Here is a 23,991-nt window from a genome sequence, read left to right on the forward strand (position 1 = left end):
AAACAGGCGGCGCCGTATGAAAGAGAGGCCCTGCCGTGAAGTGTTAAACGATGCGGATGCAGTCTTTCGCGAATAACGGTCATATTTTATCACTCGGCCGTACGGCTGTCGACTCAGAGGGGGACCGAGAGAAAAAGCTCCCCTGAAATCAGATCAGGAGAGCTCTTGGGATGAACCGCCCGATAAAAGCGGTCTTTTTATGCTTCGTTCACTTTTTTTGCTTTTCTTCTTTGATACAGATACAGTGCGGTTCCGAGCGCGCTGATGAGAAACCCGGCAAGAAGGATGGAATACATCGTTGTGGCCGTATCAGGAAGCAGGCCGCCCGGCGATACTCCGTCCTGTGCAGGGCCGGATGACGGTTTTTGTCCGTTTGGCTGCTTTCCGGAGCCGTGGTCTCCGCTTGTCGGCGGCGCGCTCTTCGTGTTTGCGTTTAATATGGTGTATTCACTGAAATGATTTGTATAGCCCGTGACGAGATCGTGTGAAACCGAACCGTTGTCTGTTTTTGTATAGACGTTCTTTTTCCGGTCTACATGGTAAATGCCCGGCTGTTTCGCCTTTTTCGTATTCTCAATGCGCAGGGTGAGCTTTACCGGCGCTTTGAATGTTTTGATGTCTTTGTTTTTCTGCTTCATTGTAAAGTCGTATACATTTGAAAGCGCCCCGCTTACTTTTCCTTTCGGCGTCACGCCGAATCGTGTATCAGCTGAAGCAGCGTTTGCCATCGGCATTTTCATGCTGAACTTGTCATGCAGGATCGTAAGGGAAGAATCCGATGTTCTGTCCTTTAACAGGCCGATTTGTTTTTTGGTCACGCTGAGATCAATCGGCTTTTTGGCGCCGTCATTCTTATCGTAATACACGATCGGCGTGTTGGCGTTTTTGGCATAAACGGCAAATGCGCTGTCATCTTCAAGCGTCCACGAACCGTTTTTTTGTTTCGTCGGCAGGTACACTTCCTGCGCGCGGCCGTCAACTTTCGGTTCCACCGCTTTTCCCGCTTTTTCAAGCTGCTCGGTGAAGACCTCATAGTCGACAAAGCCAAGGTCTTCTTTATGGGACGCTTCGTTAAAGACGGAATATCCGTCTCCGCCTTCACCGACAAAGTTACTGGTGGCGACTCTGTATGTCTTCTTATCAGAAATCGGCTTTACGCTGCCGTCATCCTGTACGGCCGCAGCTTGAAGAACGCGGTGTCCCGGCTTTTTATTCAGTGTAAACGTGTATGTTAAACCGGCAACTTGAGGGAAGGCGCCGCCTTGAGCCTCAATTCCGCTTAACCCTTGTTCCAAGGCTTGTTTGATCTGTTTTCCGGTTAAATCCGCGACGTAAAGCGTGTTGCCGAACGGCATCACATTCAGCACATCGCCGAGTGTGATGTCTCCTTTATCAATGCCCGCGCGGATGCCGCCCCCGTTTGTGATCGCGATTTGGGCGCCGGCCGCTTCCTTCGCTTTTTGCAGCATGCCGTCTGCGATGAAGTTTCCGAGATTGGTTTCTTTGGAGCGGACATGCTCGCGCTGGCCGTCAAGTGCGACCTTTGTTGAGCCGACTTTTTCATTTTTGACGGAGACGAGCTCTTTTTTAAACGGATCAAGCTCTTTTTTCAGATCCGGGTCTTCTTTCGTCTGCTCGTTCACTGGCAGCGCCTGAAGAGAGGATTGTTCCGGCAGGACGATGCCGTTTTTGTCAAATGCGACATCGACACGGCCTAAATATTCGCCATATTCTTTTGCCTGGGCGACGATGGTCGGCTCTTCGTTCTTGACAACTTCCATTTTATCTACAAGCGTATGCGTATGTCCGCCGACGATCAAGTCGATGCCTTTTACCTTTTTGGCAAGATCGAGATCACGCTGATGCCCGATATGGGTCAGGGCAATAATTTTATTGACATGTTCATTATTCTGTATTTCTTTTACTGTATCTTGTGCGGATTGGAAGGCATCATGAAAGACAATGCTTTTTCCCGGGCTTGATGTGACGGACGTATCTTCTGTCGTTAAGCCGAATACGGCGACTTTTTCTCCGTTTACATCAAGCAGAATGTATGGATAGATGCCTGCTTTTTTCTTTTTCCCTGCCGTAAATGTGTCTGCTTTTTTCATGAATGGTCTGAGTTTTGACTCTTTGGACACATCGACATTTGAGCTGACGAGCGGAAAGTCAGGCGCTTGAAAATTGTATTTTCCGGACGGATCAGCCGCGCTTCCGTTCCCGCTCAGGAAGCTGGCGAGAGCACCCGGGCCTTTATCAAACTCATGATTTCCGAAAGTCATTGCGTCGTAACCCATGCTGTTCATCAATTTTAAATCAGCCAGCCCCTGCCACTTTGTGAAATAGAGATCGCCTGAGAAAACGTCTCCCGCATCCAGCAAAATGCTGCGGTCGGTTTCGCTTCTGATTTCTTTGATTTTCGCCATCCGCCTCGCCGCGTTATCAAGGTGGGCGTGCGTGTCGTTTGTATGCATAACGGTGAGTTTCCATGCGTCATCTTTCGGCGGATCTGTGCCCGGTTCATCATCTTTGAATTGGAGCTTGTACTGTCCGTAGCCCGCGTTTTGTGATTCACCGATATAGGCGACGTCATCTGCGCGGTCAGCAAACGGCTTTGCGGCCAAGGAAGATTCAAATGTCAGGTTTGTCCCTTTGACCGGAAGGATGGACCAGTTATGATCAGCCTGCGGATTAATCGTTTTCTGCTGGATGATGTAATCCATTAAGACCTGCCTGTTCTCATCGGCAGAAGAGTATACGATTTTATCATTGCTTAAGTGAGGGAATCCTCCGCCGCCTGAAGCGCGGTAATTATTTGTGACGATCAGAAATTCCTGCTTGGCGCTGACGGGCTTTCCTTGATAAGAAAGGTTGACGATCCGGCTTGCATCGGGATGAATGACTGTTCCGTTTTCGTTGTATTTCGCCGGTTTTGTGACATCGACCTGATAGGTGACACCGTCAATGACATCAAAATTGTATGAGCGGTAGGCGTCATTTAAAAGCGCTTGGCTGCCGCCTTTTGCCTGATCGATCTGATTAAATTGCCCTGCGGACATTTCGAGCCAGTCCTTCACTTCGCTTCCGTTCAGCTTGACGATCTGAACCGTGTTGTCATACAGGTACAAATCGCCGATATTTTTGATGGCGAGGTCGCCAGCGGAAATGTTTGTATAGTAGTTTGAGCCGTTCCGCCCGCCGGCTTTAAACGGGGCGCCCGCCGAGAGGATAGGCAGATCTTTGTATTCCGTATCCTTCATCTTATTTTCGGCGTACCATTTTTGCGCATCCGTTACGATTTGAATGGACGGATCATCTTTGACTTGGGCGAAGAAACTGTTGATATCGGCTTTTGTCTGGCCGACGGGTTCTCTGATGTATTTCAATGTGCCTTCGTGCGCTTTTTTGACGGTATTGACGACGGTTTCGTTTTCCGACGTCACATTGCCGGCAATCGGCTCGATGCTGCCTTTTGCATCTTCCACATGCCACGCGCTGTCTGTTTTTTCAAGCCGGAGGTCGATGACGCCCGCATATTTGCCCCAGCTGCTTGACATGACAACAGGGATGCCGTTAATCGTGCCTTTATCGACGTCAAATTGATCAGTGCCTTTGTATTCGGCATCAGGGAAAAGCCCGTGCTGATGGCCGGATACGATCGCATCAATTCCGCTGACTTTCGTTGCCAGGTCAAAAACGGCGTTTTCCGCTCCGGAAGACTGCGCTTTTTTTTCGATGCCGCTGTGGGCGAGGGCGATGACGATATCGGCTCCTTCAGCTTTCATTTTCGGAACGGTTTTCTTTGCGGATTCCACAATGTCTTCGACCTGAACGCGGCCTTCGAGATTTTTCTTATCCCACGTCATGATTTGGGGAGGAACAAAGCCGATGTAGCCGACTTTTATCTGATGCTTGCCGCCGTTTTCATCCGTGACGGTTTTGTCTTTTATGACATAAGGCGTATAACGGTTTTCGCCGCTTAATGTTTTCACATTGGCGTTAACGATCGGATAATCAGCGCCTTTGATTGTCCCGTCCAGAAATTCAAGCCCATAATTAAATTCATGATTGCCGAGTGTTCCTGCGTCATAATGCAGACTGTTCATCACTTCAATGATCGGATGGGTCTTTGCGCCTGAAATAATATCATTTTTCTCATATTTTACGGCGTATTCTCCGAGGGGATTCCCCTGAATCAGGTCTCCGTTATCGACAAGCAGCGTATTCGGGTTTTCGCGCCTGTGCTTCTCAATAAGCTGAGCCGTTCGGGCCAGCCCGAATTCCGTTGTCGGTTTGTCGCTGTAGTAATCGTAGTCCATCATGTTAGCGTGAACGTCAGTTGTGGCTAAAATGCTGAGATTCACACTGGAGGATTTGTTTTCTTCTGCTTTAATGGGTGATGTTGGGAGGATTAGACTAAGTATCATAACTAGGGGCAGCAGAATACGGAGTGTCATATTGACGCTGCATCGTCTTTTCTGTATTCTCACCTGTTCTCCACCTTTCAACAAATTTTGTCATGCAGTACCATTGTAAGAATATTTTGTGAAAGTTCATATAGATTTCATGATGATTCTTGTAAAAAGATGAAAAATGAGGATAATGACCTATGTAAAACGGATGAGCGGCAAACGCGTTACCTATGTTTGATGTTAGTGTGGCTGGGGTACATGGATTTATGTAGACTTCATCAAGCAGGAGGTAGTAACTATGGGTAAAAAAATTGCAGTTGTATTAACGGATTATTTTGAGGATGTCGAGTATACTGAACCTGCGAAAGCTTTTAAAGATGCAGGTCATGAATTAACCGTAATTGAACAGGAAAAAGGAAAAACAGTCAAAGGCAAACAAGGGGAAGCGGAAGTGAAAGTAGACGCGTCCATCGATGATGTAAATCCGAAAGACTTTGACGCATTGCTGATCCCGGGCGGATTCTCTCCTGACATGCTGCGTGCGGATGACCGTTTCGTCCAATTTGCCAAAGCGTTTATGGATGATAAAAAACCGGTGTTCGCCATCTGCCACGGACCTCAGCTTCTCATCAACGCGAAAGCATTGGACGGGCGCAAAGCGACAGGGTTTACATCAATCCGAATCGACATGGAAAACGCGGGCGCGAATGTTGTGGATGAAGAAGTCGTCGTCTGCCAGAACCAGCTAGTCACAAGCCGCACACCGGATGACATACCGGCATTCAACCGCGAATCATTAAAACTGCTTGCGTAATATAAAAGCGGAGCGCCGTATCAGGCGTTCCGCTTTTTTTGTGAAGATTCCCGGATAACCAGCTCAGGCGCCAGAATAATGCGTTGTTTTTTGTGCTGGGAACTGGTGATTTTATGATGCAGCAATTGAGCCGCTTCTTTTCCCGACTGCCGCGGAAAGGAAGAAACGGTTGTAAGCGGGGGATAAGAAATTTCAGCTTCCGGCACGTTATCAAAGCCGACAATGTCAATATCTTCGCCCGGAATGAGCCCGGCTTTTCTGATCCCTTGCATGACGCCGAACGCGACCAAATCACTGAAGCAGAATATCGCGGTCGGGCGCTCAGACCGGCGGAGGAGCTCCGTCACGGCTTCACAGCCTGCTTCGCGGGTCGGCGCGCTGTCAATGACATAGTCATTTTTTACTTCCAGATCCGCTTCACGGAGCGCTTTTTTAAACCCTTTCATACGCTTCGTCCATGTTGATGAGTGCTTCACGCCGCCCAGAAACGCAATCTCCTGATGGCCTTTCTCAATGAAATGACGCACTGCCTTATAGGTGCCTTCCTCATAATCGGCTCCGACAAAATCACAGTCGGCATCGGCAATCTCCCTGACGGCGAGCACGACCGGAATGTCAAGCTGCTCAAGGCGGGAAAGGGTTTCCTCAGCCGTACCTGAAACCGGACACAAAATCAATCCGCCGACCCTGTGCTCCAGCATGGTCGAGATCAGCTGCTCCTGCTTGGCGACGGAATCAAATGTCGTGCCTAACAGCACTGTTAATCCGACTTCCTCAAGCGTATTCTGAACGCCGATCAGAAACTCTGAGAAAAACGTATTGGAAATGTCAGTAATAATCAATCCTACCGTTGTGGACGTCTGTGATCGTAAATTCGCGGCGACCCGATCATATACGTACCCCAGCTCCCGCATGGATTGCAGCACTTTCTCACGGGTCGCTTCGGAAATTCGCGGATTATTGCGGACGATTAATGAAGCGGTGGATGTTGAGACGCCGGCATGTTCAGCGACCTGCTGCAATGTCACCCGGCGTTTTTTTTGCTGTTTCATACGTCGCATTCCTCACTTGGTTTTTATTCGTTACATCCATTATAAGCGTTTTGGCGCATGAGAAGAAAGAGAGAGGGGGAGAAAATGACAAAGCGCCGGAAGACGGATTGTCCTTCGGCGCTTCTGTCACAATAGGTTATTCAAACATTTGCTCTTTAATATACTGAACCGGCATTTCACGGCCTGTCCAATATTCAAACGCCATGGCGCCCTGCCAAAGCATCATGCCGAGGCCGTTAATGGTGTTGCAGCCGGCCGCTTGAGCTTGTTCAAGCAATTTCGACGTAACGGGGTTGTAAACGACGTCTGTCACAATCAAATCCGGACGGAGCATGGATGTATCTTCAATGACGCTCAAGCCTTCAAGCGGTTTCATGCCGACACCTGTTCCGTTTGTGAAAATATCGCTTGAAGCGATTTCAGCACGCAGCGCATCTTGATCTTCGAGCGGGAAGACTTTCGCTTTGCAAGAAGATCCCTTCATTTCTTCATTGATGATGCGGACGTTTTCTTCCGCTTTTTCGAAAAACGCGTCATTGCGGGCGAAAATAGAGATTTCTCCGAGGCCTTCCAATGCGGATTGAATCGCTATCGGAGTGGCGGCCCCGCCGGAACCGACCAGCGTCATTTTTTTGCCCGTGATATCGATGCCGTGTTCTTTTAAGTTGCGGACGTATCCCATACCGTCAGTGGAGTGTCCGATCAGTCTGCCGTTTTCATTAACGACTGTATTCACCGCGCCGGTGAATTTCGCTGAATCCGCGAGTTCATCGAGGTAAGGGAGAATGTTCATCTTGTTCGGCATCGAGACATTGAAGCCTCTGACGTTTAAGGCGCGCATTCCCGTTACCACATCTTCCAGCTGTTCATTGCCGACTTCAAACGCGAGGTAAGCGTAGTTCAATCCTAATTTTTTAAACGCCAGGTTGTGCATCGCCGGAGATAAAGAGTGTCCGATCGGTGTTGCGAATAATCCGATAAGCTGAGTTTTTCCGTTAATCCGTCCTAAATCTTTCTTCATGATGTATTCCTCCGTTAGTCCATTCATTTGTTTTTCAACCCGCTTTGAGGGCAGAAAAACGCTGATTACATATGTTTATTTAAAATGCTGAGTACGCTGCGCAATTCTTCAACGGGAATCTGTCCGGGCGCTGATGCTTCTTTGCCCGCTCCGAACGTGCACGCTGAACCGAAGACTTCGCCGGCCAGGCGGCTGATCAGACCTGTTCCCGCCATTGACATCGTGATGATCGGCCGGTCTGCGTATTGTGTTTTCATCGTGTGAGTGGCATCCAATAAGACGAAAACATCTTCAGTGCTTTGCGGCATCACCGCGATTTTCGGAATGTGCGCGCCGTACGCCTGCATGTTCCGCAGCCGAGAAATGATTTCTTCTTTTTTCGGTGTCTGATGAAAATCATGATTGGACATGACGACATATACGCCGTTGTCTTCAGCGGTTTTCACAATTGATTTGACTTCCGCTTCTCCCGTAAACAACTCAACGTCTGCAAGGTCAATGTGTTTTGTTTCGATGGCGGTTTTAAGCAATTCAATGTAAAAGCGGTCATCAATAACTTTATTTCCGCCTTCTTTATGAGTTCTGAATGTGAAAAGCAGCGGTGTTGCGCCTGCGGCTTTCCGCAGCTTTTCAAGCATGCCTTTTACGGCGTCCAGGCTGTCAACGTGCTCGTACACATCCGCCCGCCACTCAATGATATCCGGGCGAAGCCTGTTGACGGCTTCAATTTCTTCGAGCAGTTCTTTCTCTCCGGCCGCCATCAGCGGCACAATGATCTTCGGAAGCCCTTCGCCGATGACCGTGTTTCTGATCGTGATAGATTGCATGATAAATCCTCTCCCTTAAAAAATAGTCAGGCTTTCATCACTTGCTTAAAGCGGATTCCGATAAACAATGCGAGAAGGGCGCTGACGGCCGCAATTCCGATATCAAGCAGAAAAACAGGCGTTAGGCCGGCCGCTTTGGAGATCGCTCCCGTTACAAGCGGAATGACAATAAAAGATAAGCTTGATGCTATATTAACAAAAGATGTGATCGTACCTTTATTTTTAGGGAATAAAACAGCCATAACCGTCATCGCCAATTGCAGAATGCCCGCAGTTGAAAGTCCGATGACAAAGGAGCTGATGACTGATACGGCCGGCTGATGAATGAAAATCAGAGCAAGCAGCGCGATTGCCGCGATCACAGGGTACAGCACCATTACCGTAATCGGCTGAATCACTCTGTTTAACAGCACGGCCAGCAATAATACGGACACAAGCGCACCGATGCTGTAATAGCTCAGCAATTTGACAGCCTGCACCTCAGGCATGCCCAAAACGGTTTGCCCGAACTTAGGAAGCCATACTTGAACGAGCATAAACAGCGCCGTAGATGAAAAGCCTAACAGAATGATCGCAAGACCTTCGCGCCATATCGACGGCTGTGATGTGAACGCGTCATCAGACGGAGAGGCTTCCGTCCGGCCGCCGTCTTCTTTTTGCTTATGATTCGGAAACGGAACTTTTAACAGGAAAAAGCCGTTCAGGAAGAAAATAATGCCCGGTACGAAAAACGTCCAGCCGTAAAACAAATGCCTGTCCGCAATAAACGCGATGAAAAACGGAAGCACCGTCGCGCCGATGGATACAAACGCTTTGATTAACACGGTTGCAGAGCTTGCGTTTTTCGGAAATCCTTCAATAAGCGCCGGATATGTCCCGGAATCCAAGAAGGAATTGGCGATCCCTGCGAAAATGGCGAAGATAAACGCGGCCGTATAGTTTGTCGAAAGCGGAATTCCGATTAGGAAAATCAGATACAGAAAGGCGCCCGATACGATAAACGGCCGTCTCCCGAATGTATCCGAAAGCTTCCCGGCAAACAGAAGCGAAATCAGCTTCCCGATCCCGATGGCGGAGACCAAATAGCTGACCCCGGCTGCAGATGTATGAAGCTGTTTTGATAATGCCTCCATATTGGATGCGATAATAATATTGATCATGCCCAGCAGGAAATAATTAATATAAAGACCCGCTGCCATTTTGGTGTATATGTTTTTCATGATGACATCCCCTAATGCGGTTAATAAAGAATTAAATTAATTTTTAAATTAACAAAAGCGCAGAACCATTCCCCTTTATTGAACCACTGCCTTTCTTTGAAAACTGGTTTGATAAAACGGTTGAAAAACAAACTTGAATAACGCTGAGATCACAACGAGTATATCGTTCTACTAAATAAAAAAAGATAAGCGGCCCGCTCATTTAGTATATCGTTCTACCAAGTTCACAGTTACTATACTCCTTCTTTTTATATGTGTCAAACCGATGAACTTTTATTTTTCACTTTTTTAAATCAAAAAAAGACCCGCCGTTTTTCGGCAGGTCTGACATGGGTTTATTTTCTGAGAGAGGCGAGCTCCTCGGCAATGGCCTGCATTTCACTCGGGCTGAATGATGCTTTTTTCATGACCATTTGATGAAGGTATGTAAGATCTTCTATTTTTTCATCACTGAAATCTTCCGCTCTGATGACGCCGACATTGAGCATGTTGAGCTTTTGCGAAATGTCTTCAATCATTTTGTTTAACGTTTCTGTTTGTTGGCTCGGCAAATTCATGCATCCTTTCATGACCGTTTTCGTACCCTTTATTCTAACAGAATTCATTTAGAATAAAAGCTAATTTCCACAGCCGCAGAAAAGTTGCTAAGATGATGATAAGGTTTTTGATTCTCAAAATGCGGGGAAAGAATAGGGAGGTTATCGATATGATACATGTGCTGTTTGTCTGTCTGGGAAATATTTGCCGGTCGCCTATGGCAGAGGCGGTATTTTCTGATATGGTGAAGAAAAACGGGCTGAACGGGCAGATTAACATTGATTCAGCGGGAATCGGCGCCTGGCATGCGGGAAATCCGCCGCATGAAGGGACAAAGGAGATCCTAAAGAAGAAAGGGATCAGCGTAAGCGGCATCACGGCGAGGCAGGTGCGTGAGTCTGATCTGACCGATTTTGATTACGTCATTGCGATGGATGCAGAAAATATCGGACATCTGCGCAGCATGGCCGGTTATAAAAAAGCGGCGCCGCGTATTGCAAGGCTGCTTGATTATGTACCGGAGTCGGACCTTGCGGACGTGCCCGATCCGTATTATACCGGGAATTTCAGCGAGGTGTACGCTTTGGTCGAGTCCGGGTGCCGTCATTTGCTGGAGACAATAAAGAAAGACCATCATTTATAAGGGGGATTGACCGATGAAGCAGACACGCATCATGGCAAAAGCGATTCTGATCGGCGCTGCCGCCGGCGGAGCACTGTCCTTATTACATAAGCCGACAAGAGAGGCATGTTTCCGGAACATGGACGCGTGCAGGCAGCGTGCGGCATTCTACCGAAAACATCCTGAAGTGCTGAAACAGCAGGCATCTGCAAAACTTGATCAAGTGAAGACCATCGCCAATACCGTATCGGATGATCTGAGTTTTTTAAACGGCCAGATCACTAAGCTGAAGCAGACGACACCGCAGGTCATTGACCTGTTAAAAGAAACGAAGGAGCATTTTTCGAAAAACGATCATTGAGGTGGGATGTCATGAGTTTTATAAAGGAGCTGTTTGCAAGGTTTTCTCTCCATGAAGGACAAAGTAAATCGGCGGAGCTGGCGTATTTTTTCCTGCTGTCATTGTTTCCGTTAATGATTTTCATGCTGACGCTCACCGCCTATCTTCCCATATCGGCAGAAGACGTGCTCGGGGCGGTCGATCAATACGCGCCCGACAGCGCCATGTCTATGGTGAAATCCATAACGGAGCAAACGCTGAACAAGCGCAGCGGCGGGCTTTTGTCATTCGGGATTATCGCCGTCATCTGGTCGGCTTCGAATGGTATGAACGCGATTGTCAGAGCATTTAACCATGCCTACGAAGTCGAGGAAAACCGCTCATTTATCATCATTCGCCTGACCTCAATTTTTTTAACCATCGCGATGGTGGTTACGATTTTAATCGCATTGCTTCTGCCGGTGTTCGGCAGAGAAATCGGAATGCTGGCCGCAGATTTCATCGGCGCCTCCGGCCTGTTTTTGCAGGTGTGGTCGGTTGTCCGCTGGGGTATCAGTCCGCTTATCCTTTTAATCGTGTTTACCGCGCTTTACATTTTCGCGCCGAATAAAAGGCTTTCCCTCCGTTTTGTACTGCCGGGAGCCGTATTTGCGGCAGCCGGCTGGATTATCGTCAGTATGCTGTTCTCATTTTACGTCGGCACTTTTGCCAACTACAGCGCCACATACGGGAGCATCGGGGGAATTATCATCCTTATGATCTGGTTTTACCTTACGGGAACACTGCTGATTTTAGGAGGAGAAATCAACGCGCTTTTACATAAACGTAAAAAGCTTCCTGATGAAAATCCGTACCGCGGGAGCAAGCTATAGAGGAACGGAGACGTTCAAGCTGAAAAACGGAGGGGAATCGATTATGACCAAGCATACGAAAAAAGGCGGAAGCCATAATAAACAAAACTCCAAAAACGGCCCGAAGAATAAAACAAGCGGAAGCGCTAACGGGCAGAACGGATACCACTAGAAAGAAGCCGCCTGACTTAGATCAGGCGGCTTTTTTATGAGGCCGGAAAAGAATGGGATTCGGATGCGGGACTGTGCTTTGTTTTCCCGAAGACGAGCGCAAGCCAAATACAGACCAGAATCACCGTAATAAAGTAAAACAAATTGGCGTTTTCAAACCGCTGCATATACCAGCCGCCCGCCACCGGGCCGATCATGCTGCCGAGGCTGAAGGAAATGCCGCAGAGCAGATTGCCCGCCGGCAGCAGATGGGACGGCAGCAGGTCGCTCATATAGCTGATGCCGAGGGAAAACATACTGCCGACCGCCATTCCCGCCGTAAAAAAGCAGCAGCCGATGACAGAAGGCGAGGGAAACATTCCGGCCGTCAAAAAGCAAAGGGCACCCGTTAATAAGATGACGAGCAGGACACGTTTTCTCCCGAATCGATCGCTTAATAAACCGAGAGGGAACTGGAATACAATACTTCCGATGGCAAAAGCGGGCAATATCAGCGCGACGGCATCAACGGATATGCCTAAGCGCAGGGCGTACACGGGAAAGCTTCCGTTCAGCGCTGTTTCTAAAAAACCGTACCCGAAAGCCGGGAGAAAAGCGACCCAGCCGAAAAGAAGGGCGCGGTAAAACCGTTTTGCGCTGTTATCCCCGGATGTTTCATCCGGACCTTGCGCCGGGTACTCGTTACGTAAGACAAATACAAACAGCCAGGCGGCAAGACTGATACAGCCGGATACGATAAACGGAAGGGACGGACTTGTTTTCACAAGAGGGACCATGAACGGGCCGACAGCGAATCCGAGCCCGAAGGACAGTCCGTACAGCGAAATGTTTCTTCCTCTGTTTCGGGGCGTTGACTTTGACGTCACCCACGTTTGGGTTGAAAAATGCAGCATATGATCCCCGATTCCGATAAGCAGCCGAAGAAAAAACCATAACCATATGGATTGAAGCCAAATAAAACTGAATAAGCTGATGATAACAAGAAATCCGCCCATGACCATCAGAGGTTTGAATCCGAGCTTGCGCAGCGGGGCCTCCATAAACGGCGACGCCAGAAGCACGCCGATATAAAGGCCGGTTGCGTGAAGTCCGTTTATAGCGGCTGATTCCCCGTTCGTTTCAAAAATGACGGAGATCACCGGCAGAAGCATGCCTTGGGAAAATCCGGAGATGGAAACAAGCAGAACCAAAATAAAGAAGTACAGTCGTGACATCGCGTATTTTCTCCTTCGTCAGTATCTTTCTTGATCGTACACGGATTTGTCGCGTCCGGCAACCTGAAAATGCCAATTCGGGCTGCCGCGGAAGTGTAATTGAGGGAGTTTTTGAGAAGGATATAAAAAGACTCATTCGAAAAAAGGAGCCAGGCAGATATGAATCGGATTTTTTTCTTTACGGCTGCGGCGGGAGTGCCGCTTTCAGTCATCGGCGGCCTGATGCACTGGCCGTCAGCGGTTTTGTTTATTATTTATTGCTTGACGATTATTGCGCTTGCAAGTTATATGGGGAGAGCGACTGAATCTCTTGCCATTATCGCGGGACCGCGGATCGGCGGTCTGCTGAATGCCACGTTCGGCAATGCGGTAGAGCTGATTATATCGCTTTTCGCCTTAAAAGAAGGGCTAACGGGCATCGTGCTTGCTTCACTGACCGGTTCGGTGCTCGGCAATCTTTTGCTCGTCGCGGGACTGTCGTTTTTTATCGGCGGTTTGAAATACAAGCGGCAGGAATTCAATATTCATGATGCACGGCATAATTCAGGCCTGCTGATTTTTGCCATTATCGTTGCTTTTGTCATTCCCGAAGTGTTTTCCATGGATATGGGGGAAAAAAACAAGCTTGATTTGAGTGTCGGCATCAGCATCATCATGATCCTTTTGTACGTGGCAGCTCTTTATTTCAAGCTCGTCACCCACCGCGGTGTTTATCAGCCGAATCAGCCGGAGGCAAAGGAAGAAGAGGAGCAGCCTGAGTGGTCGGGGAAAAGAGCGACAGCCGTCTTATTTATTTCAACCATTATCGTCGCCTACATATCTGAAAACCTTGTCCATACGTTTCATGCGGTGGCTGAACAGTTCGGCTGGAGCGAGCTGTTTATCGGAGTGATTATCGTCGCAATCGTCGGAAATGCCGCAGAGCATGCGTCGGCGATTATTATGGCGTACAAAGACAAGATGGATGTCGCCGTTGAAATCGCGGTAGGCTCGACTTTGCAGATCGCCATGTTTGTGGCTCCGGTTCTTGTGATCTGTTCCATCTTTTTTCCGGTCAATATGCCGCTTGTATTCACATTGCCCGAGCTTGTCGCGATGATCTCATCCGTCCTTTTGATGACAATGATTTCAAATGACGGTGATTCGAACTGGTTTGAAGGGGCTACGCTCCTTGCCGCTTATGTCATTATGGCGATCGGTTTTTTCCTGCTTTAACCTGTAAAAAATGCGGATAACAACGATTGCGGAGGAAAAGACTAAAGGAAAATGCTATAGAAAGAGTGATATGATGAGAAAGCTGTTTCATGCCACACTGATTCTGCTGTTATCCTTTAGTTTTTTCGCAACGCCGTCTGCCGGTGCAAAAAAACCGTTTAAAGTTCCCAACTCTGTCGTAAGCATTTCAAAGGAAAATACGTATCCGAATGCTTCACAGGACCAGCCGATGCTTCAGCCGAGCAAACTGGCGAAGGAATTGTTAGATACATCAGAGATCAACATCGAAAATCCGCATCTGATAAAGATGCTGAATGAATCCTCGGTTTCCGGTTCACCGCTTGCCATCGGATACCGGGCGACAATATTTCTCGGGAAATGGGCGCTCGGCTATCAGTCGAACGAAACGGTCGCCAACTGGGAATATAAAAAAATCAATACGAACAGAGCGGATAACCGGGGCGGGCAGCAAACCGCGGTTATCTCATACGCCCAAGAACAGCAATACAAAATCAAAGGCGGGCTCACAGCGAAGGTGCCGAACGCAGAAGACGTAAAAAGCATGATGATGCAAAAAGCGATGAAGAAAACAAAACTGCCGCTCGCGTTTGAAACGGTTATCGGCGCAGGCACAAAACGCGATCAAACCTACAAAATTTCTCCGCAGCGGCTCGGCTACCTGCATGCCTACGCTCCGGCCGTTAATGAAAAAGGAAAAGTAACATACGGTGAAGTGTATTTGGTGCTGAAAGGCAGCAAGCGGAAACTTGTCGTCAAAAATGTGACTTCGCAAGGAATCGGGGCTTGGATTCCGGTGCAGGATCACGTCACATTCGGTTTTCAAATGACAGCGCAGCCGAGATAAATCAAAAAAGCTGATTCCGGTTCGGGAATCAGCTTTTTTGTGTGTGATACATTTCCTCGAGCAATTGCACATTGTTGTTGTACAGCTCCCGGGCAAGAACGCGTCTCACCGCAAGGCTCGCCGAGAAGTATTCTGTGTCTTGAACCATGCCTTTGACGGTAAATTCTATGCCTCTTGTCAATTTGTTCAGGCTCATGATTCCATGCACTTGAAACGGCTCCGTCGCATTGAGAAATTCATCCCGCTTCAGTGAATCGCGAAGCTCATCATTGAGCATGTCGCAGGCTTTTTCTAAGACGGCATAGACCCGCTCGGGATCTTCCTTGTAACTGATCACGACGGACTCGGTAATCCGCATAAAATCAATGTTATAGTTTTGAAGCTGTCTGACCTCACCGTTAGATATGGTAAGCAGCTTGCCGGTCCACTCACGGATCTGGAGGGAACGGAGTCCGATTTCTTCGACTGTGCCGTTGAACAGATTGTTAATCGTCACGTAATCGCCTTTATGAAGCTGGCGTTCGTATATTAAAAAGACACCGGCCAATATGTCCTTGATTAACGACTGGGCGCCGAAACCGATGACGATACCGGCAACACCCGCCCCGGCTAAAATTCGGCCGAAATCATGAACGAATAAAGAAATGACGTAAAAGATAAAACCGATCGTCGCCGTATACTGGGTGATGGATCGGACGAGGCTTTCAATCGTTTTCCCTTTCCGTTCCTCCAAGAAATCCGTGCGTTTAAATAACACCTGGACAAAGCGGTTGATCAGAAAAACACCGGCGTAAAGCACGAGAGCGACGATGATGATCTCAACCACTTTGCTTTTCAAAATGTCCGTAAATGTCGTTTCCATCTTTTGTTAACCTCTGGCTTTTCGTAATGAAAAATCTGTGTCCTGATAATAACTGTTTTTGACAAGGACGTTCGGGCCGAGGCACCGGACGTTTGTGCAGCGGCAGTTCAGCTCTTTGCTCAGCTTCGTCTGTCTCCACTTGTCATATGCTTCGGGAAGGCTGTCTGTTTTAATATTGCCGAGCGGCGGTGTATCGCCGAAATCCGTGACAATGATATTTCCGTCAAAAATGTTGACATTCAGGCGGGAGCGGCCGTCAGGGTCGTTTCGCACCGTAACGTTTTTCGCTTCCCGCAGGCGGAGGAGGAGCTTCTGATCTTCTTCATCAGGGCTGCATGCGTAAAACGGGAGCGTACCGAACAGCATCCATGTCTCTTCATCGCGAATGTCGAGCAGATGATGAATGGCCTGTCTCATGTCCTTCAGGCTGAGTGATTCAAGCGCGCTGGCGAAATCACTCGGATACATCGGATGGACTTCGTGCCGCTGGCATTTCATTTCTTCCGTAATCTGCCGGTGAATATGTTCAATATGCGGCAGCGTCCGTTTGTTCAGCATCGTTTCCGCTGAAACCATTACGCCTGCTTCGACCAGCGTGCGGCTGTTTTCAATCATTTTGTCAAAATAGCGCGCCCGCTGTTCAAATGTCGGTTTCTTCTCCATCATCGCAAATCCGATGTCGGCAAAGTCCTCGACCGTTCCCCAATTGTGAGAAATGTGAAGAACGTCCAAATAGGGAATAATCCGTTCGTAGCGCCCGATATCAAGCGTCAGGTTTGAATTGATCTGTGTGCGCACGCCGCGTTCATGGGCATATTTTAAAAGCGGGACGACGTATTCCTTTACCGATTTCAGCGAAAGCATCGGTTCGCCGCCCGTAATGCTGATAGAGCGTAACAGAGGAATTTCATCAAGCCGCTTTAATAAAAGGTCGATCGGCAGCGCATTCGGGTCTTTCGGCTGGAGCGTGTACCCGACGGCGCAGTGCTCGCATCTCATATTGCACAAAGTCGTCGTTGTGAATTCAACGTTCGTCAGTTTCATATCTCCATACTGGTCGACATCCATGTACGCTTCCCAAGGATCGTACTCCGGTGTGATCGGACGCAGTGTTGTGTTTTGTGTCATGACTATCTAACTCCTTTATAAATGGGGCATACTAACGTCTGCCAACTGTTAATTTTAGACCTGATCTGCCAAGATCGCAAGTAGCGGAACCATTGAAAAACGGCAAAAAATACGCTACCATTATAAAAAATGAATGGAGTGGAAGTATGGGGAATGCAGTAAACAGCAAAGATCAGCAGCTCGATTACCTGAAGAACAGACTCGATATGTTTATGAATGTCATTGATTCATTAGACCCTGAATCAACGGACGTTGAAGATATAGACCGGCTCATCGGCATGCTTGATGATCTGGAAGCAAAATACGAACGCTTTAAAAAGGATTGGGAATAAACCCCGGCGGATGCCGGGGTTTTTCTTTTTCCATAATGCGGCTGTATAAAAGGGCAGAGCCTACTGCAAAATAAGGAAAAATGCAGAAGGAGTGCTGGTCATGAAATGGTTTTGTTCAATTTGCTGCATGGCCGTTTTACTTGCGGGAGGCATCAACAGCGCAGAAGCCGTGCCGAATGAACGGATAAACTGGGGATTTAAACGCAGCGTCAATCATCAGCCGCCGGATGCCGGCAGACAGCTAAACAATCTGGTCAAAAAATATGATGCCTTTTATTTGGGCAATACGAAAGAAAAGACCATCTATTTAACGTTTGATAATGGATATGAAAATGGGTACACCCCGAAAGTGCTTGATGTGTTAAAAAAACATCACGTCACGGGCACTTTTTTTGTCACGGGTCATTTTGTGAAAGAGCAGCCTGATTTGATTAAACGGATGTCAAAGGAAGGCCATATCATCGGCAATCATTCTTTTCATCATCCTGATCTGACGACAAAAACGGGCGATCAGATTCAAGACGAACTCGATTCCGTCACGGAAGCTGTGTACAACATTACCGGAAAACGGGACAACCTGTATCTCCGTCCGCCGCGCGGCGTATTCAGCGAATATGTCCTCAAAGAAACGAAGCGCCTCGGCTACCAAACCGTTTTCTGGTCCGTCGCATTTGTCGACTGGAAGGTTAACGAGCAAAAAGGGAAACAATACGCCTATGATCACATGATAAAGCAGGCTCATCCCGGCGCGATCTACCTTCTCCACACCGTTTCAAAGGACAATTCAGAAGCTCTGGACGATGCGATTACCGATTTGAAAAAAGAAGGCTACACGTTTAAAAGCATTGATGACCTGATGTTTGAGAAAGAAATGAAGCTGCCGCGCCTGTAGAAAACACCTCTCCTGGTAATGGAGAGGTGTTTTGTTATTTCAGGCATTTAATCAAAGCGGCCCAATCCAGATCCCCGAAGCCTTGTGCGATCCCGCTTTCAAAATGGCTCTTGGCCAGTTCGGCAAGAGGGAGTTTTGCGGAAACCTGTTCTGCGGCGGCGAGCGCCAGATTGGTATCCTTCAGCCCTAAAGACATTTTGAAACCGGCCGGCTCAAATTTCTCCTCAGCCATGATCGTGCCGTAATTTTGATAGACGGGAGAGCCAAAGAGCGCGCCGGCGATTTCTAAAAATTGTTTTTGTTCTAACCCGTACTTCTCCATCATTAAGAACGATTCAGATAACGCCTCAAGCATGGACACGAGCAAGAAATTGATGCTGATTTTCGCGGCATTGGCCGTTTTTGTTTCTTCACCAGTATCAAATACTTGCTGACTCAGGATGTTAAGCAGCGGTTCGGCCTTTTTCTTCGCTTCCGCCGGTCCGGCTGTGATGATGCGAAGCTCGGCCTTCTCGGCGGCATCGGGGCGGCCGAGGACGGGAGCGGCAATAAAGGACTGTCCTCTGCCCGAATGTGCGGCGGAAAGCTGTTCTGACAGCGCCGTACTGATCGTGCTCATTGAAATATGAATGCCGTTTTCAGATAACCCGGCAATAATGCCGCAAGCTCCGAACGTTACGTCTATTACGGCGTCATCGTCTGACAGCATGGACAGCACGATGTCCGCATGTTCAGCTGCCTGTCGGGGCGTTTCGGCATATTCTGCCCCTTTATCCAGCAGGTCAGCCGCTTTTTCTTTCGTCCGGTTATATACAGTCAGACTGTATCCGGCTTTCATAATATTTTCGGCGATGGGGCGGCCCATATTGCCGAGTCCGACGATGGCGATCTTCATTTGACAGTCCCTCCAATGAAAAGTTTTCCACCATTATACATGCAAAATGGTTAATCTGCTGTGTACAGGATTGTCACTTTCAGTTCAGGTTCTGAAGACCATCCGGAGTCTGAGGCGGCTTTCCCCTTATAAAATCCGGTAAATCGGGTTTTGATGATTGTTTTTGAACGGGGTTTTACAGTGAACGTTTTTGATTTGAATGTGACGTCCTTTATGTTTTCTGATAAATCCGGGGTGACAGAAATGGTTTGTTCCCCTTTTCCGTAATGATTGATATAAAGTGTGCAGCTCATGCCTGCTCTTTTTCGCTCAACCAGATGACTGCATTCGCTGCGGTGCTTCACATATTCGACAGCCTCTTTTTCGGGCGCGAACTGTTTTAAGGAAAAAACGGCATATTCGGTGGCAGGACTGATACCGGAAGCGGCCCCCATACTGAGAAAGAACAGAAACAGCCCCGCCGCGGGAAGCGTCCGCCTGAACGCGGCGGCACACCAGATTAACGCCGCAAAGTAAAGCACGACCCCGGGAATGACGGAGATATGGGCTCCATCTTCCAGCCAAGAGGAAAAGCCGAGCGACTCAAAGATGTAATCAGACACCGTACGGCCGTTATACAGCGGGGCAATGGACATGACACTGAAAGCCAGGAGGACAGAAGAAATGATTTTGTGAGAAAGGATGGTAACGGCGCACACCTCTTTACGTTTTTTTCCAGACTATCATGTTTTCTCAAAAAAAAGAACAGCCGGCAGCCGTTCTTACTTGAAAATATTAAACCAGCCTTTGCGGGCGAACCAAAACAGCATGGCGGCCACAAGAACGGCCATTACGCCCAAAACGATAAAATACCCGTATTTCCAATGAAGCTCAGGCATGTTATCGAAATTCATGCCGTAAACCCCCGCGATGAACGTCAGCGGGATAAAAATGGTCGAGACGATGGTTAATGTCATCATAATGGCGTTCATCCGGTTTGAATTCAGCGTCACATAGCTGTCCCGCAAATCTGACGTCATATCACGGTTTGACTCGATCAGCTCAGCCAGTTTTAACAGGTGGTCATAAATATCGCTGAAATACGCTTTCGTTTCACGGCTTTCTTTTACATGGTCAAGGCTCAAAATCCGGTACATTAAATCGCGCATCGGAATGATCGTCCGCCTCAGGTTCAAAAGATCAGTCCGCAATTCAAACACTTCATTCATTAAAGTGCCGTAAGATTTATGGGTTCTGCTGTCTTCAATTTCATTCAGCCGGTCTTCAATTTTGTACAGCACGGGGAAATATTCATCGACAAGCTGATCCATAATCATATAAGTGATGTGCCCGGGCCCTTTTTTGGCTAATCCCGGAGAAGCGAAAAACCGTTCTCTCACCTTTGAGACGCCGGGCGATTCGTGCAAATGGAAGCTGACGATGAAACGGTCGGACTGAAAAATGTCCACCTCTTCCATTTCCAGTGTGTCCGGGTTCAAGGCGTGGAGCACATAAAAACGGTAGCCGTCATAATGGTCGATTTTCGGCCGCTGCATATGCTGAAAGCAATCCTCGATCGCAAGCGGATGAAAGTGAAAATAATCACGCAGCAGCTCGGTTTCATGCATCTCAGCGCCGAAAAAATCAATCCAGTACCATGCGATGTCCGGTTGTTCTGTACGTGATAGGGGGATATTATCTAATATCTCATTATGTGTTGTGATTGCGGTTATATGTATCATAAACAACCCTCCGCCTGCCATTATATCATGCGGCGTTATGAAGAAAAGTATACGAATTGCCGCCCGGCCGCTTCATGATATACTTGGACAAAAAGGGGTGGAGCATATGTGGAAGGAAACGGTTTCGGTCACACCGCCGTATCATTTTGATAAAGTCCTTGAAAGGCTGTCGCTCGATCCGCTGAATGCGGTCGATCTTCATGCAAGATCAATCAAAGTGCCGCTCAGAACACGGGACGGCAAACTGTCCGTCATCACGGTTCAAGCGGAAGGCACCGCCGCAGACCCGGTCTTCCTCGTCAGCGGAGAAACGGACCGCGAGGAGATGATTGAACGGATCAAACACATTTTTCAGTGGGAGCAGCCGCTTCAGCCTGTGCTTGATCATTTCTCAAAAACAAATCTGTCGGCGCTTTTTGAGGAGCATGCGGGAACCCCGCTCGTCTTGGAATATGACGTCTACAACTGTCTCATGAAATGCATCATCCACCAGCAGCTCAACCTGTCCTTCGCTTTTACTTTAACGAAACGGTTCGTCCATGCCTTCGGTGAACAAAAAGACGGCGTCTGGTGCTATCCCGAGCCGAAAACGATCGCGGGGCTTGAGTATCAGGACTTGCGGGAGCTCCAGTTCAGCATGAGAAAAGCGGAATATGCAATTGACATTTCACGGATGATTGCAGAAGGAGCGCTCAATCTGGCGGAACTTACCCATTTATCGGATGAAGACATTATGAAAAAGCTGATCGCCATCAGAGGCATCGGCCCGTGGACCGTCCAAAACGTCCTCATGTTCGGCCTCGGCCGCCCGAATCTGTTTCCTTTGGCGGACATCGGCCTGCAAAACGCCGTCAAACGCCGCTTCGCCCTTGAGGATAAACCGTCAAAAGACGTGATGCTCCAGGTAAGCAGCGAATGGGCGCCGTATTTAAGCTATGCGTCCTTGTACTTGTGGAGAAGTATTGAATGATGAGGATTTTTGGAAACTTCCAGTGAAAAACATGAAGGAACCGCCGGCTGCATGTTATACTGAAAAGATGTGATATTTCAAATCAGCCGTTTTCCCATGAGAAAGGCTTTATATAGAAACGGAGAGAAAAAAACGTGAATCAACATCAAAAAAAGGCGCCTGCCGAATTGAAAATCGGACAGACATTTCCGCTGACCATCAAACGTCTCGGCATTAACGGAGAGGGCGTCGGCTATTTTAAGAAAAAAGTTGTCTTCGTTCCCGGCGCTCTGCCCGGTGAAGAAGTCGTTGCCGAAGCGACAAATGTGCAGCCGAAATTTTCAGAAGCACGCGTCAAAAAAATCCGCAAGCCGTCTGAACACCGCGTCACGCCGCCATGCCCGGTCTACGACCAGTGCGGCGGCTGTCAGCTTCAGCATCTGGCATACACCCAGCAGCTTCGCGAAAAACGCGACATCGTCATTCAGTCTCTGGAACGTCATACGAGATTCAATGTCGAAGAAATGAACATTAAAGATACGATCGGAATGGACAACCCTTGGAATTACCGGAACAAAAGCCAGTTCCAAGTCGGACGCTCGCAAAGCGGCAGCATCATTGCCGGCTTATACGGACTTGATTCCCATAAAATCGTTCCGATTAAGGAATGCATTGTCCAGCATCCGGCGACAAACAAAACAACGGGTATCGTCCGCCGTATTTTGGAAAAACACAACGTATCCGTTTATAACGAACGGACCAAAAAAGGCGATGTCCGCACCATCGTGACGAGAGTCGGTTTTGAAACAGGCGAAGTGCAGGTCGTGCTTGTCACCGCGAAAGAGACACTGCCGAATAAAGACGAAATCGTCAAAGCCATTCAGAACCGTCTGCCGGAAGTGAAATCGATTATTCAAAACGTCAACGGCGCGCGCACATCCGTCATTTTCGGTGACAAAACAAAAGCGTTGGCCGGAAGCCATGCCATTCAAGAAGTGCTCGGTGACGTGTCATTTGAACTGAGCGCCCGCGCCTTCTTCCAGCTCAACCCGGAGCAGACGGTCAAGCTGTATGACGAAGTGAAACAAGCGGCTCAGCTGACAGGAAAAGAAAAAGTCGTAGACGCGTATTGCGGCGTCGGTACGATCGGCATGTGGGTTTCAAGCGGCGCAAAAGAGATCCGCGGCATGGACGTCATTAAAGAATCAATTGACGATGCGAAGAAAAACGCCAAGAAACACGGCATCAAAAACGCGGCATATGTCACAGGAACAGCCGAACACTGGCTCCCGAAATGGACGAAAGAAGGCTTCCGCCCTGACGTGGTCATCGTCGACCCGCCGAGAACGGGCTGTGACAGAACATTTTTAGATACCATCAAAAAAGTAAAACCGAAACGCTTCGTCTACGTATCCTGCAATCCTTCCACACTGGCGAAAGACTTGCAGACGCTGTCGAAGGACTATCGCGTCGAATATATTCAGCCTGTTGATATGTTTCCGCAGACGGCTCATGTGGAAGCCGTGGCGAAGCTTGTATTAAAATCGTCTAACTAAAATAAACAATTCGTAATCAGACCTGGATTTCGGTAAATTAAACAATTCCGATTTCCGGGTTTTTTTATGTTTTGTGCCCTTGTCCTATCTGTCTTTTGTCTTTATTTAACTGATAAAAAGAGTTGAAAAAACGTATGGAAAAGCAAGTGAAAAACAGCCAAGTAGGCTGCTTCACTTTCTTTTTTTCGTTTGGAAACGGCATTACAGACAAAATATGAAGATCTTGTTGTGAACCAGAAGCAATAACAAGTCGTTCATGTTCCGTGAATACTTGTAATCTCAGTTAATATTTTGTAAACTTCTTTCTTAAAGAATAAAGTCCCCGACACTCATCGGCACTTCTACTATTGGCGATAGTTGTAATAAATGATAAAAAGGAGGTGAAACCGAATGAGAGATATTGGAACCTCAACCACTGAACGAAGGTTCTGAAGCAGAAGGTGTAAAAGGCAAGGTTGCTTACTTACACTAATCACAACGGCAGTTGGAACATCT

General features: G+C 48.1%; 22 protein-coding genes. 10 read left to right on the top strand and 12 right to left on the bottom strand.

The features are described 5' to 3' along the window. Window positions 1-197 precede the first annotated feature (197 nt). The gene (locus AC1RRX_RS13875) at window positions 198-4,490 is read right to left on the bottom strand and encodes a multifunctional 2',3'-cyclic-nucleotide 2'-phosphodiesterase/3'-nucleotidase/5'-nucleotidase (protein WP_144464570.1); all 4,293 of its coding nucleotides are present in this window, start codon (window positions 4,488-4,490) and stop codon (window positions 198-200) included. A 220-nt stretch (window positions 4,491-4,710) separates the two neighbouring features. Between AC1RRX_RS13875 and AC1RRX_RS13880 the strand changes: the two genes are divergently transcribed. Continuing rightward, window positions 4,711-5,226 (top strand): type 1 glutamine amidotransferase domain-containing protein, encoded by a 516-nt coding sequence (locus AC1RRX_RS13880; RefSeq protein ID WP_003155578.1) that lies wholly within the window; start codon window positions 4,711-4,713, stop codon window positions 5,224-5,226. A 20-nt stretch (window positions 5,227-5,246) separates the two neighbouring features. Here AC1RRX_RS13880 and AC1RRX_RS13885 read toward each other — a convergent pair whose 3' ends face one another. From AC1RRX_RS13885 to AC1RRX_RS13905, 5 genes are all read right to left on the bottom strand, one after another. After that, window positions 5,247-6,278 carry a LacI family DNA-binding transcriptional regulator gene (locus tag AC1RRX_RS13885; RefSeq protein ID WP_015417030.1) on the bottom strand — a complete coding sequence of 344 codons (1,032 nt, stop codon included), beginning with the start codon at window positions 6,276-6,278 and terminating at the stop codon, window positions 5,247-5,249. A gap of 136 nt (window positions 6,279-6,414) precedes the next feature. Beyond that, on the bottom strand, window positions 6,415-7,299 hold the full coding sequence (locus AC1RRX_RS13890) for a shikimate dehydrogenase (RefSeq protein ID WP_007408504.1): 885 nt from the start codon (window positions 7,297-7,299) through the stop codon (window positions 6,415-6,417). 65 nt (window positions 7,300-7,364) lie between these two features. Next, window positions 7,365-8,126 carry a type I 3-dehydroquinate dehydratase gene (gene aroD / locus AC1RRX_RS13895; RefSeq protein WP_024085013.1) on the bottom strand — a complete coding sequence of 254 codons (762 nt, stop codon included), beginning with the start codon at window positions 8,124-8,126 and terminating at the stop codon, window positions 7,365-7,367. A gap of 26 nt (window positions 8,127-8,152) precedes the next feature. Continuing rightward, a complete protein-coding gene (locus tag AC1RRX_RS13900; RefSeq protein ID WP_007408506.1) occupies window positions 8,153-9,346 on the bottom strand; it encodes an MFS transporter in 1,194 nt (397 codons plus the stop codon). A 335-nt stretch (window positions 9,347-9,681) separates the two neighbouring features. Next, window positions 9,682-9,897, bottom strand: a complete 216-nt coding sequence (locus AC1RRX_RS13905; protein ID WP_003155571.1) for a DUF1128 domain-containing protein — start codon at window positions 9,895-9,897, stop codon at window positions 9,682-9,684. A 155-nt stretch (window positions 9,898-10,052) separates the two neighbouring features. Here AC1RRX_RS13905 and AC1RRX_RS13910 point away from each other — a divergent pair, with 155 nt between their 5' ends. Genes AC1RRX_RS13910 through AC1RRX_RS13920 form a run of 3 tightly spaced genes read left to right on the top strand, consistent with a single transcriptional unit; the run spans window position 10,053 to window position 11,717 of the window. Beyond that, on the top strand, window positions 10,053-10,526 hold the full coding sequence (locus AC1RRX_RS13910) for a low molecular weight protein-tyrosine-phosphatase (RefSeq protein WP_007408507.1): 474 nt from the start codon (window positions 10,053-10,055) through the stop codon (window positions 10,524-10,526). Between the two features lie 13 nt (window positions 10,527-10,539). Further along, window positions 10,540-10,866, top strand: a complete 327-nt coding sequence (locus AC1RRX_RS13915) for a hypothetical protein (protein WP_015239397.1) — start codon at window positions 10,540-10,542, stop codon at window positions 10,864-10,866. Window positions 10,867-10,877: 11 nt separating this feature from the next. Continuing rightward, on the top strand, window positions 10,878-11,717 hold the full coding sequence (locus tag AC1RRX_RS13920) for a YihY family inner membrane protein (protein WP_108725096.1): 840 nt from the start codon (window positions 10,878-10,880) through the stop codon (window positions 11,715-11,717). A gap of 185 nt (window positions 11,718-11,902) precedes the next feature. Here the strand turns inward: AC1RRX_RS13920 and AC1RRX_RS13925 are convergent, their stop codons facing one another. Next, the gene (locus AC1RRX_RS13925; RefSeq protein WP_108725095.1) at window positions 11,903-13,081 is read right to left on the bottom strand and encodes an MFS transporter; all 1,179 of its coding nucleotides are present in this window, start codon (window positions 13,079-13,081) and stop codon (window positions 11,903-11,905) included. Between the two features lie 159 nt (window positions 13,082-13,240). Here AC1RRX_RS13925 and cax point away from each other — a divergent pair, with 159 nt between their 5' ends. Together cax and AC1RRX_RS13935 are read left to right on the top strand one after the other, a co-directional pair. Continuing rightward, the gene (gene cax / locus AC1RRX_RS13930) at window positions 13,241-14,296 is read left to right on the top strand and encodes a calcium/proton exchanger (RefSeq protein ID WP_007408511.1); all 1,056 of its coding nucleotides are present in this window, start codon (window positions 13,241-13,243) and stop codon (window positions 14,294-14,296) included. 70 nt (window positions 14,297-14,366) lie between these two features. Continuing rightward, window positions 14,367-15,161, top strand: coding sequence for a YfkD famly protein (locus AC1RRX_RS13935; RefSeq protein WP_094031586.1), 795 nt, complete (start codon window positions 14,367-14,369; stop codon window positions 15,159-15,161). 28 nt (window positions 15,162-15,189) lie between these two features. Here the strand turns inward: AC1RRX_RS13935 and AC1RRX_RS13940 are convergent, their stop codons facing one another. Both AC1RRX_RS13940 and yfkAB read right to left on the bottom strand, forming a co-directional pair. Further along, entirely contained in the window at window positions 15,190-16,023 is an 834-nt protein-coding gene (locus AC1RRX_RS13940; protein WP_108725094.1) for a mechanosensitive ion channel family protein, read from the bottom strand. A gap of 6 nt (window positions 16,024-16,029) precedes the next feature. Then, window positions 16,030-17,151: a radical SAM/CxCxxxxC motif protein YfkAB gene (gene yfkAB, locus AC1RRX_RS13945; RefSeq protein ID WP_015417036.1), complete on the bottom strand. Its 1,122-nt coding sequence runs from the start codon at window positions 17,149-17,151 to the stop codon at window positions 16,030-16,032. A 146-nt stretch (window positions 17,152-17,297) separates the two neighbouring features. Between yfkAB and AC1RRX_RS13950 the strand changes: the two genes are divergently transcribed. Both AC1RRX_RS13950 and pdaA read left to right on the top strand, forming a co-directional pair. Beyond that, window positions 17,298-17,483: an SE1561 family protein gene (locus AC1RRX_RS13950; RefSeq protein ID WP_003155558.1), complete on the top strand. Its 186-nt coding sequence runs from the start codon at window positions 17,298-17,300 to the stop codon at window positions 17,481-17,483. 100 nt (window positions 17,484-17,583) lie between these two features. Continuing rightward, a complete protein-coding gene (gene pdaA / locus AC1RRX_RS13955) occupies window positions 17,584-18,375 on the top strand; it encodes a delta-lactam-biosynthetic de-N-acetylase (protein WP_020955506.1) in 792 nt (263 codons plus the stop codon). 34 nt (window positions 18,376-18,409) lie between these two features. Here pdaA and AC1RRX_RS13960 read toward each other — a convergent pair whose 3' ends face one another. The 3 genes from AC1RRX_RS13960 to corA all read right to left on the bottom strand — a co-directional run bounded on the left by AC1RRX_RS13960 (window position 18,410) and on the right by corA (window position 20,991). Beyond that, window positions 18,410-19,270 (bottom strand): NAD(P)-dependent oxidoreductase, encoded by an 861-nt coding sequence (locus AC1RRX_RS13960; protein ID WP_020955507.1) that lies wholly within the window; start codon window positions 19,268-19,270, stop codon window positions 18,410-18,412. Between the two features lie 50 nt (window positions 19,271-19,320). Then, complete coding sequence (locus AC1RRX_RS13965; RefSeq protein WP_144464568.1) at window positions 19,321-19,968, bottom strand: hypothetical protein; 648 nt, start codon at window positions 19,966-19,968, stop codon at window positions 19,321-19,323. A gap of 63 nt (window positions 19,969-20,031) precedes the next feature. Further along, window positions 20,032-20,991, bottom strand: a complete 960-nt coding sequence (corA, locus tag AC1RRX_RS13970; protein WP_007408518.1) for a magnesium/cobalt transporter CorA — start codon at window positions 20,989-20,991, stop codon at window positions 20,032-20,034. A gap of 106 nt (window positions 20,992-21,097) precedes the next feature. On the opposite strand from corA, the gene AC1RRX_RS13975 reads away from it, so the two are divergent. Next, window positions 21,098-21,961 carry a DNA-3-methyladenine glycosylase family protein gene (locus AC1RRX_RS13975; protein ID WP_144464566.1) on the top strand — a complete coding sequence of 288 codons (864 nt, stop codon included), beginning with the start codon at window positions 21,098-21,100 and terminating at the stop codon, window positions 21,959-21,961. Window positions 21,962-22,095: 134 nt separating this feature from the next. Next, complete coding sequence (gene rlmD, locus AC1RRX_RS13980) at window positions 22,096-23,496, top strand: 23S rRNA (uracil(1939)-C(5))-methyltransferase RlmD (RefSeq protein ID WP_007408520.1); 1,401 nt, start codon at window positions 22,096-22,098, stop codon at window positions 23,494-23,496. Window positions 23,497-23,991: the final 495 nt, after the last annotated feature.

This window comes from Bacillus sp. GW821-FHT11D08, assembly GCF_058808515.1.

Excerpts from the sequence above, each read along its gene's own strand:
- AC1RRX_RS13885 (WP_015417030.1), bottom strand. The coding sequence starts at position 6,278 with ATGAAACAGCAAAAAAAACGCCGGGTGACATTGCAGCAGGTCGCTGAA.
- AC1RRX_RS13975 (WP_144464566.1), top strand. The coding sequence starts at position 21,098 with ATGTGGAAGGAAACGGTTTCGGTCACACCGCCGTATCATTTTGATAAA.
- AC1RRX_RS13935 (WP_094031586.1), top strand. The coding sequence starts at position 14,367 with ATGATGAGAAAGCTGTTTCATGCCACACTGATTCTGCTGTTATCCTTT.
- AC1RRX_RS13900 (WP_007408506.1), bottom strand. The coding sequence starts at position 9,346 with ATGAAAAACATATACACCAAAATGGCAGCGGGTCTTTATATTAATTAT.
- aroD (WP_024085013.1), bottom strand. The coding sequence starts at position 8,126 with ATGCAATCTATCACGATCAGAAACACGGTCATCGGCGAAGGGCTTCCG.
- AC1RRX_RS13910 (WP_007408507.1), top strand. The coding sequence starts at position 10,053 with ATGATACATGTGCTGTTTGTCTGTCTGGGAAATATTTGCCGGTCGCCT.
- AC1RRX_RS13940 (WP_108725094.1), bottom strand. The coding sequence starts at position 16,023 with ATGGAAACGACATTTACGGACATTTTGAAAAGCAAAGTGGTTGAGATC.
- cax (WP_007408511.1), top strand. The coding sequence starts at position 13,241 with ATGAATCGGATTTTTTTCTTTACGGCTGCGGCGGGAGTGCCGCTTTCA.
- yfkAB (WP_015417036.1), bottom strand. The coding sequence starts at position 17,151 with ATGACACAAAACACAACACTGCGTCCGATCACACCGGAGTACGATCCT.
- AC1RRX_RS13880 (WP_003155578.1), top strand. The coding sequence starts at position 4,711 with ATGGGTAAAAAAATTGCAGTTGTATTAACGGATTATTTTGAGGATGTC.
- corA (WP_007408518.1), bottom strand. The coding sequence starts at position 20,991 with ATGATACATATAACCGCAATCACAACACATAATGAGATATTAGATAAT.
- pdaA (WP_020955506.1), top strand. The coding sequence starts at position 17,584 with ATGAAATGGTTTTGTTCAATTTGCTGCATGGCCGTTTTACTTGCGGGA.
- AC1RRX_RS13925 (WP_108725095.1), bottom strand. The coding sequence starts at position 13,081 with ATGTCACGACTGTACTTCTTTATTTTGGTTCTGCTTGTTTCCATCTCC.
- AC1RRX_RS13920 (WP_108725096.1), top strand. The coding sequence starts at position 10,878 with ATGAGTTTTATAAAGGAGCTGTTTGCAAGGTTTTCTCTCCATGAAGGA.
- AC1RRX_RS13960 (WP_020955507.1), bottom strand. The coding sequence starts at position 19,270 with ATGAAGATCGCCATCGTCGGACTCGGCAATATGGGCCGCCCCATCGCC.
- AC1RRX_RS13890 (WP_007408504.1), bottom strand. The coding sequence starts at position 7,299 with ATGAAGAAAGATTTAGGACGGATTAACGGAAAAACTCAGCTTATCGGA.
- AC1RRX_RS13915 (WP_015239397.1), top strand. The coding sequence starts at position 10,540 with ATGAAGCAGACACGCATCATGGCAAAAGCGATTCTGATCGGCGCTGCC.
- AC1RRX_RS13950 (WP_003155558.1), top strand. The coding sequence starts at position 17,298 with ATGGGGAATGCAGTAAACAGCAAAGATCAGCAGCTCGATTACCTGAAG.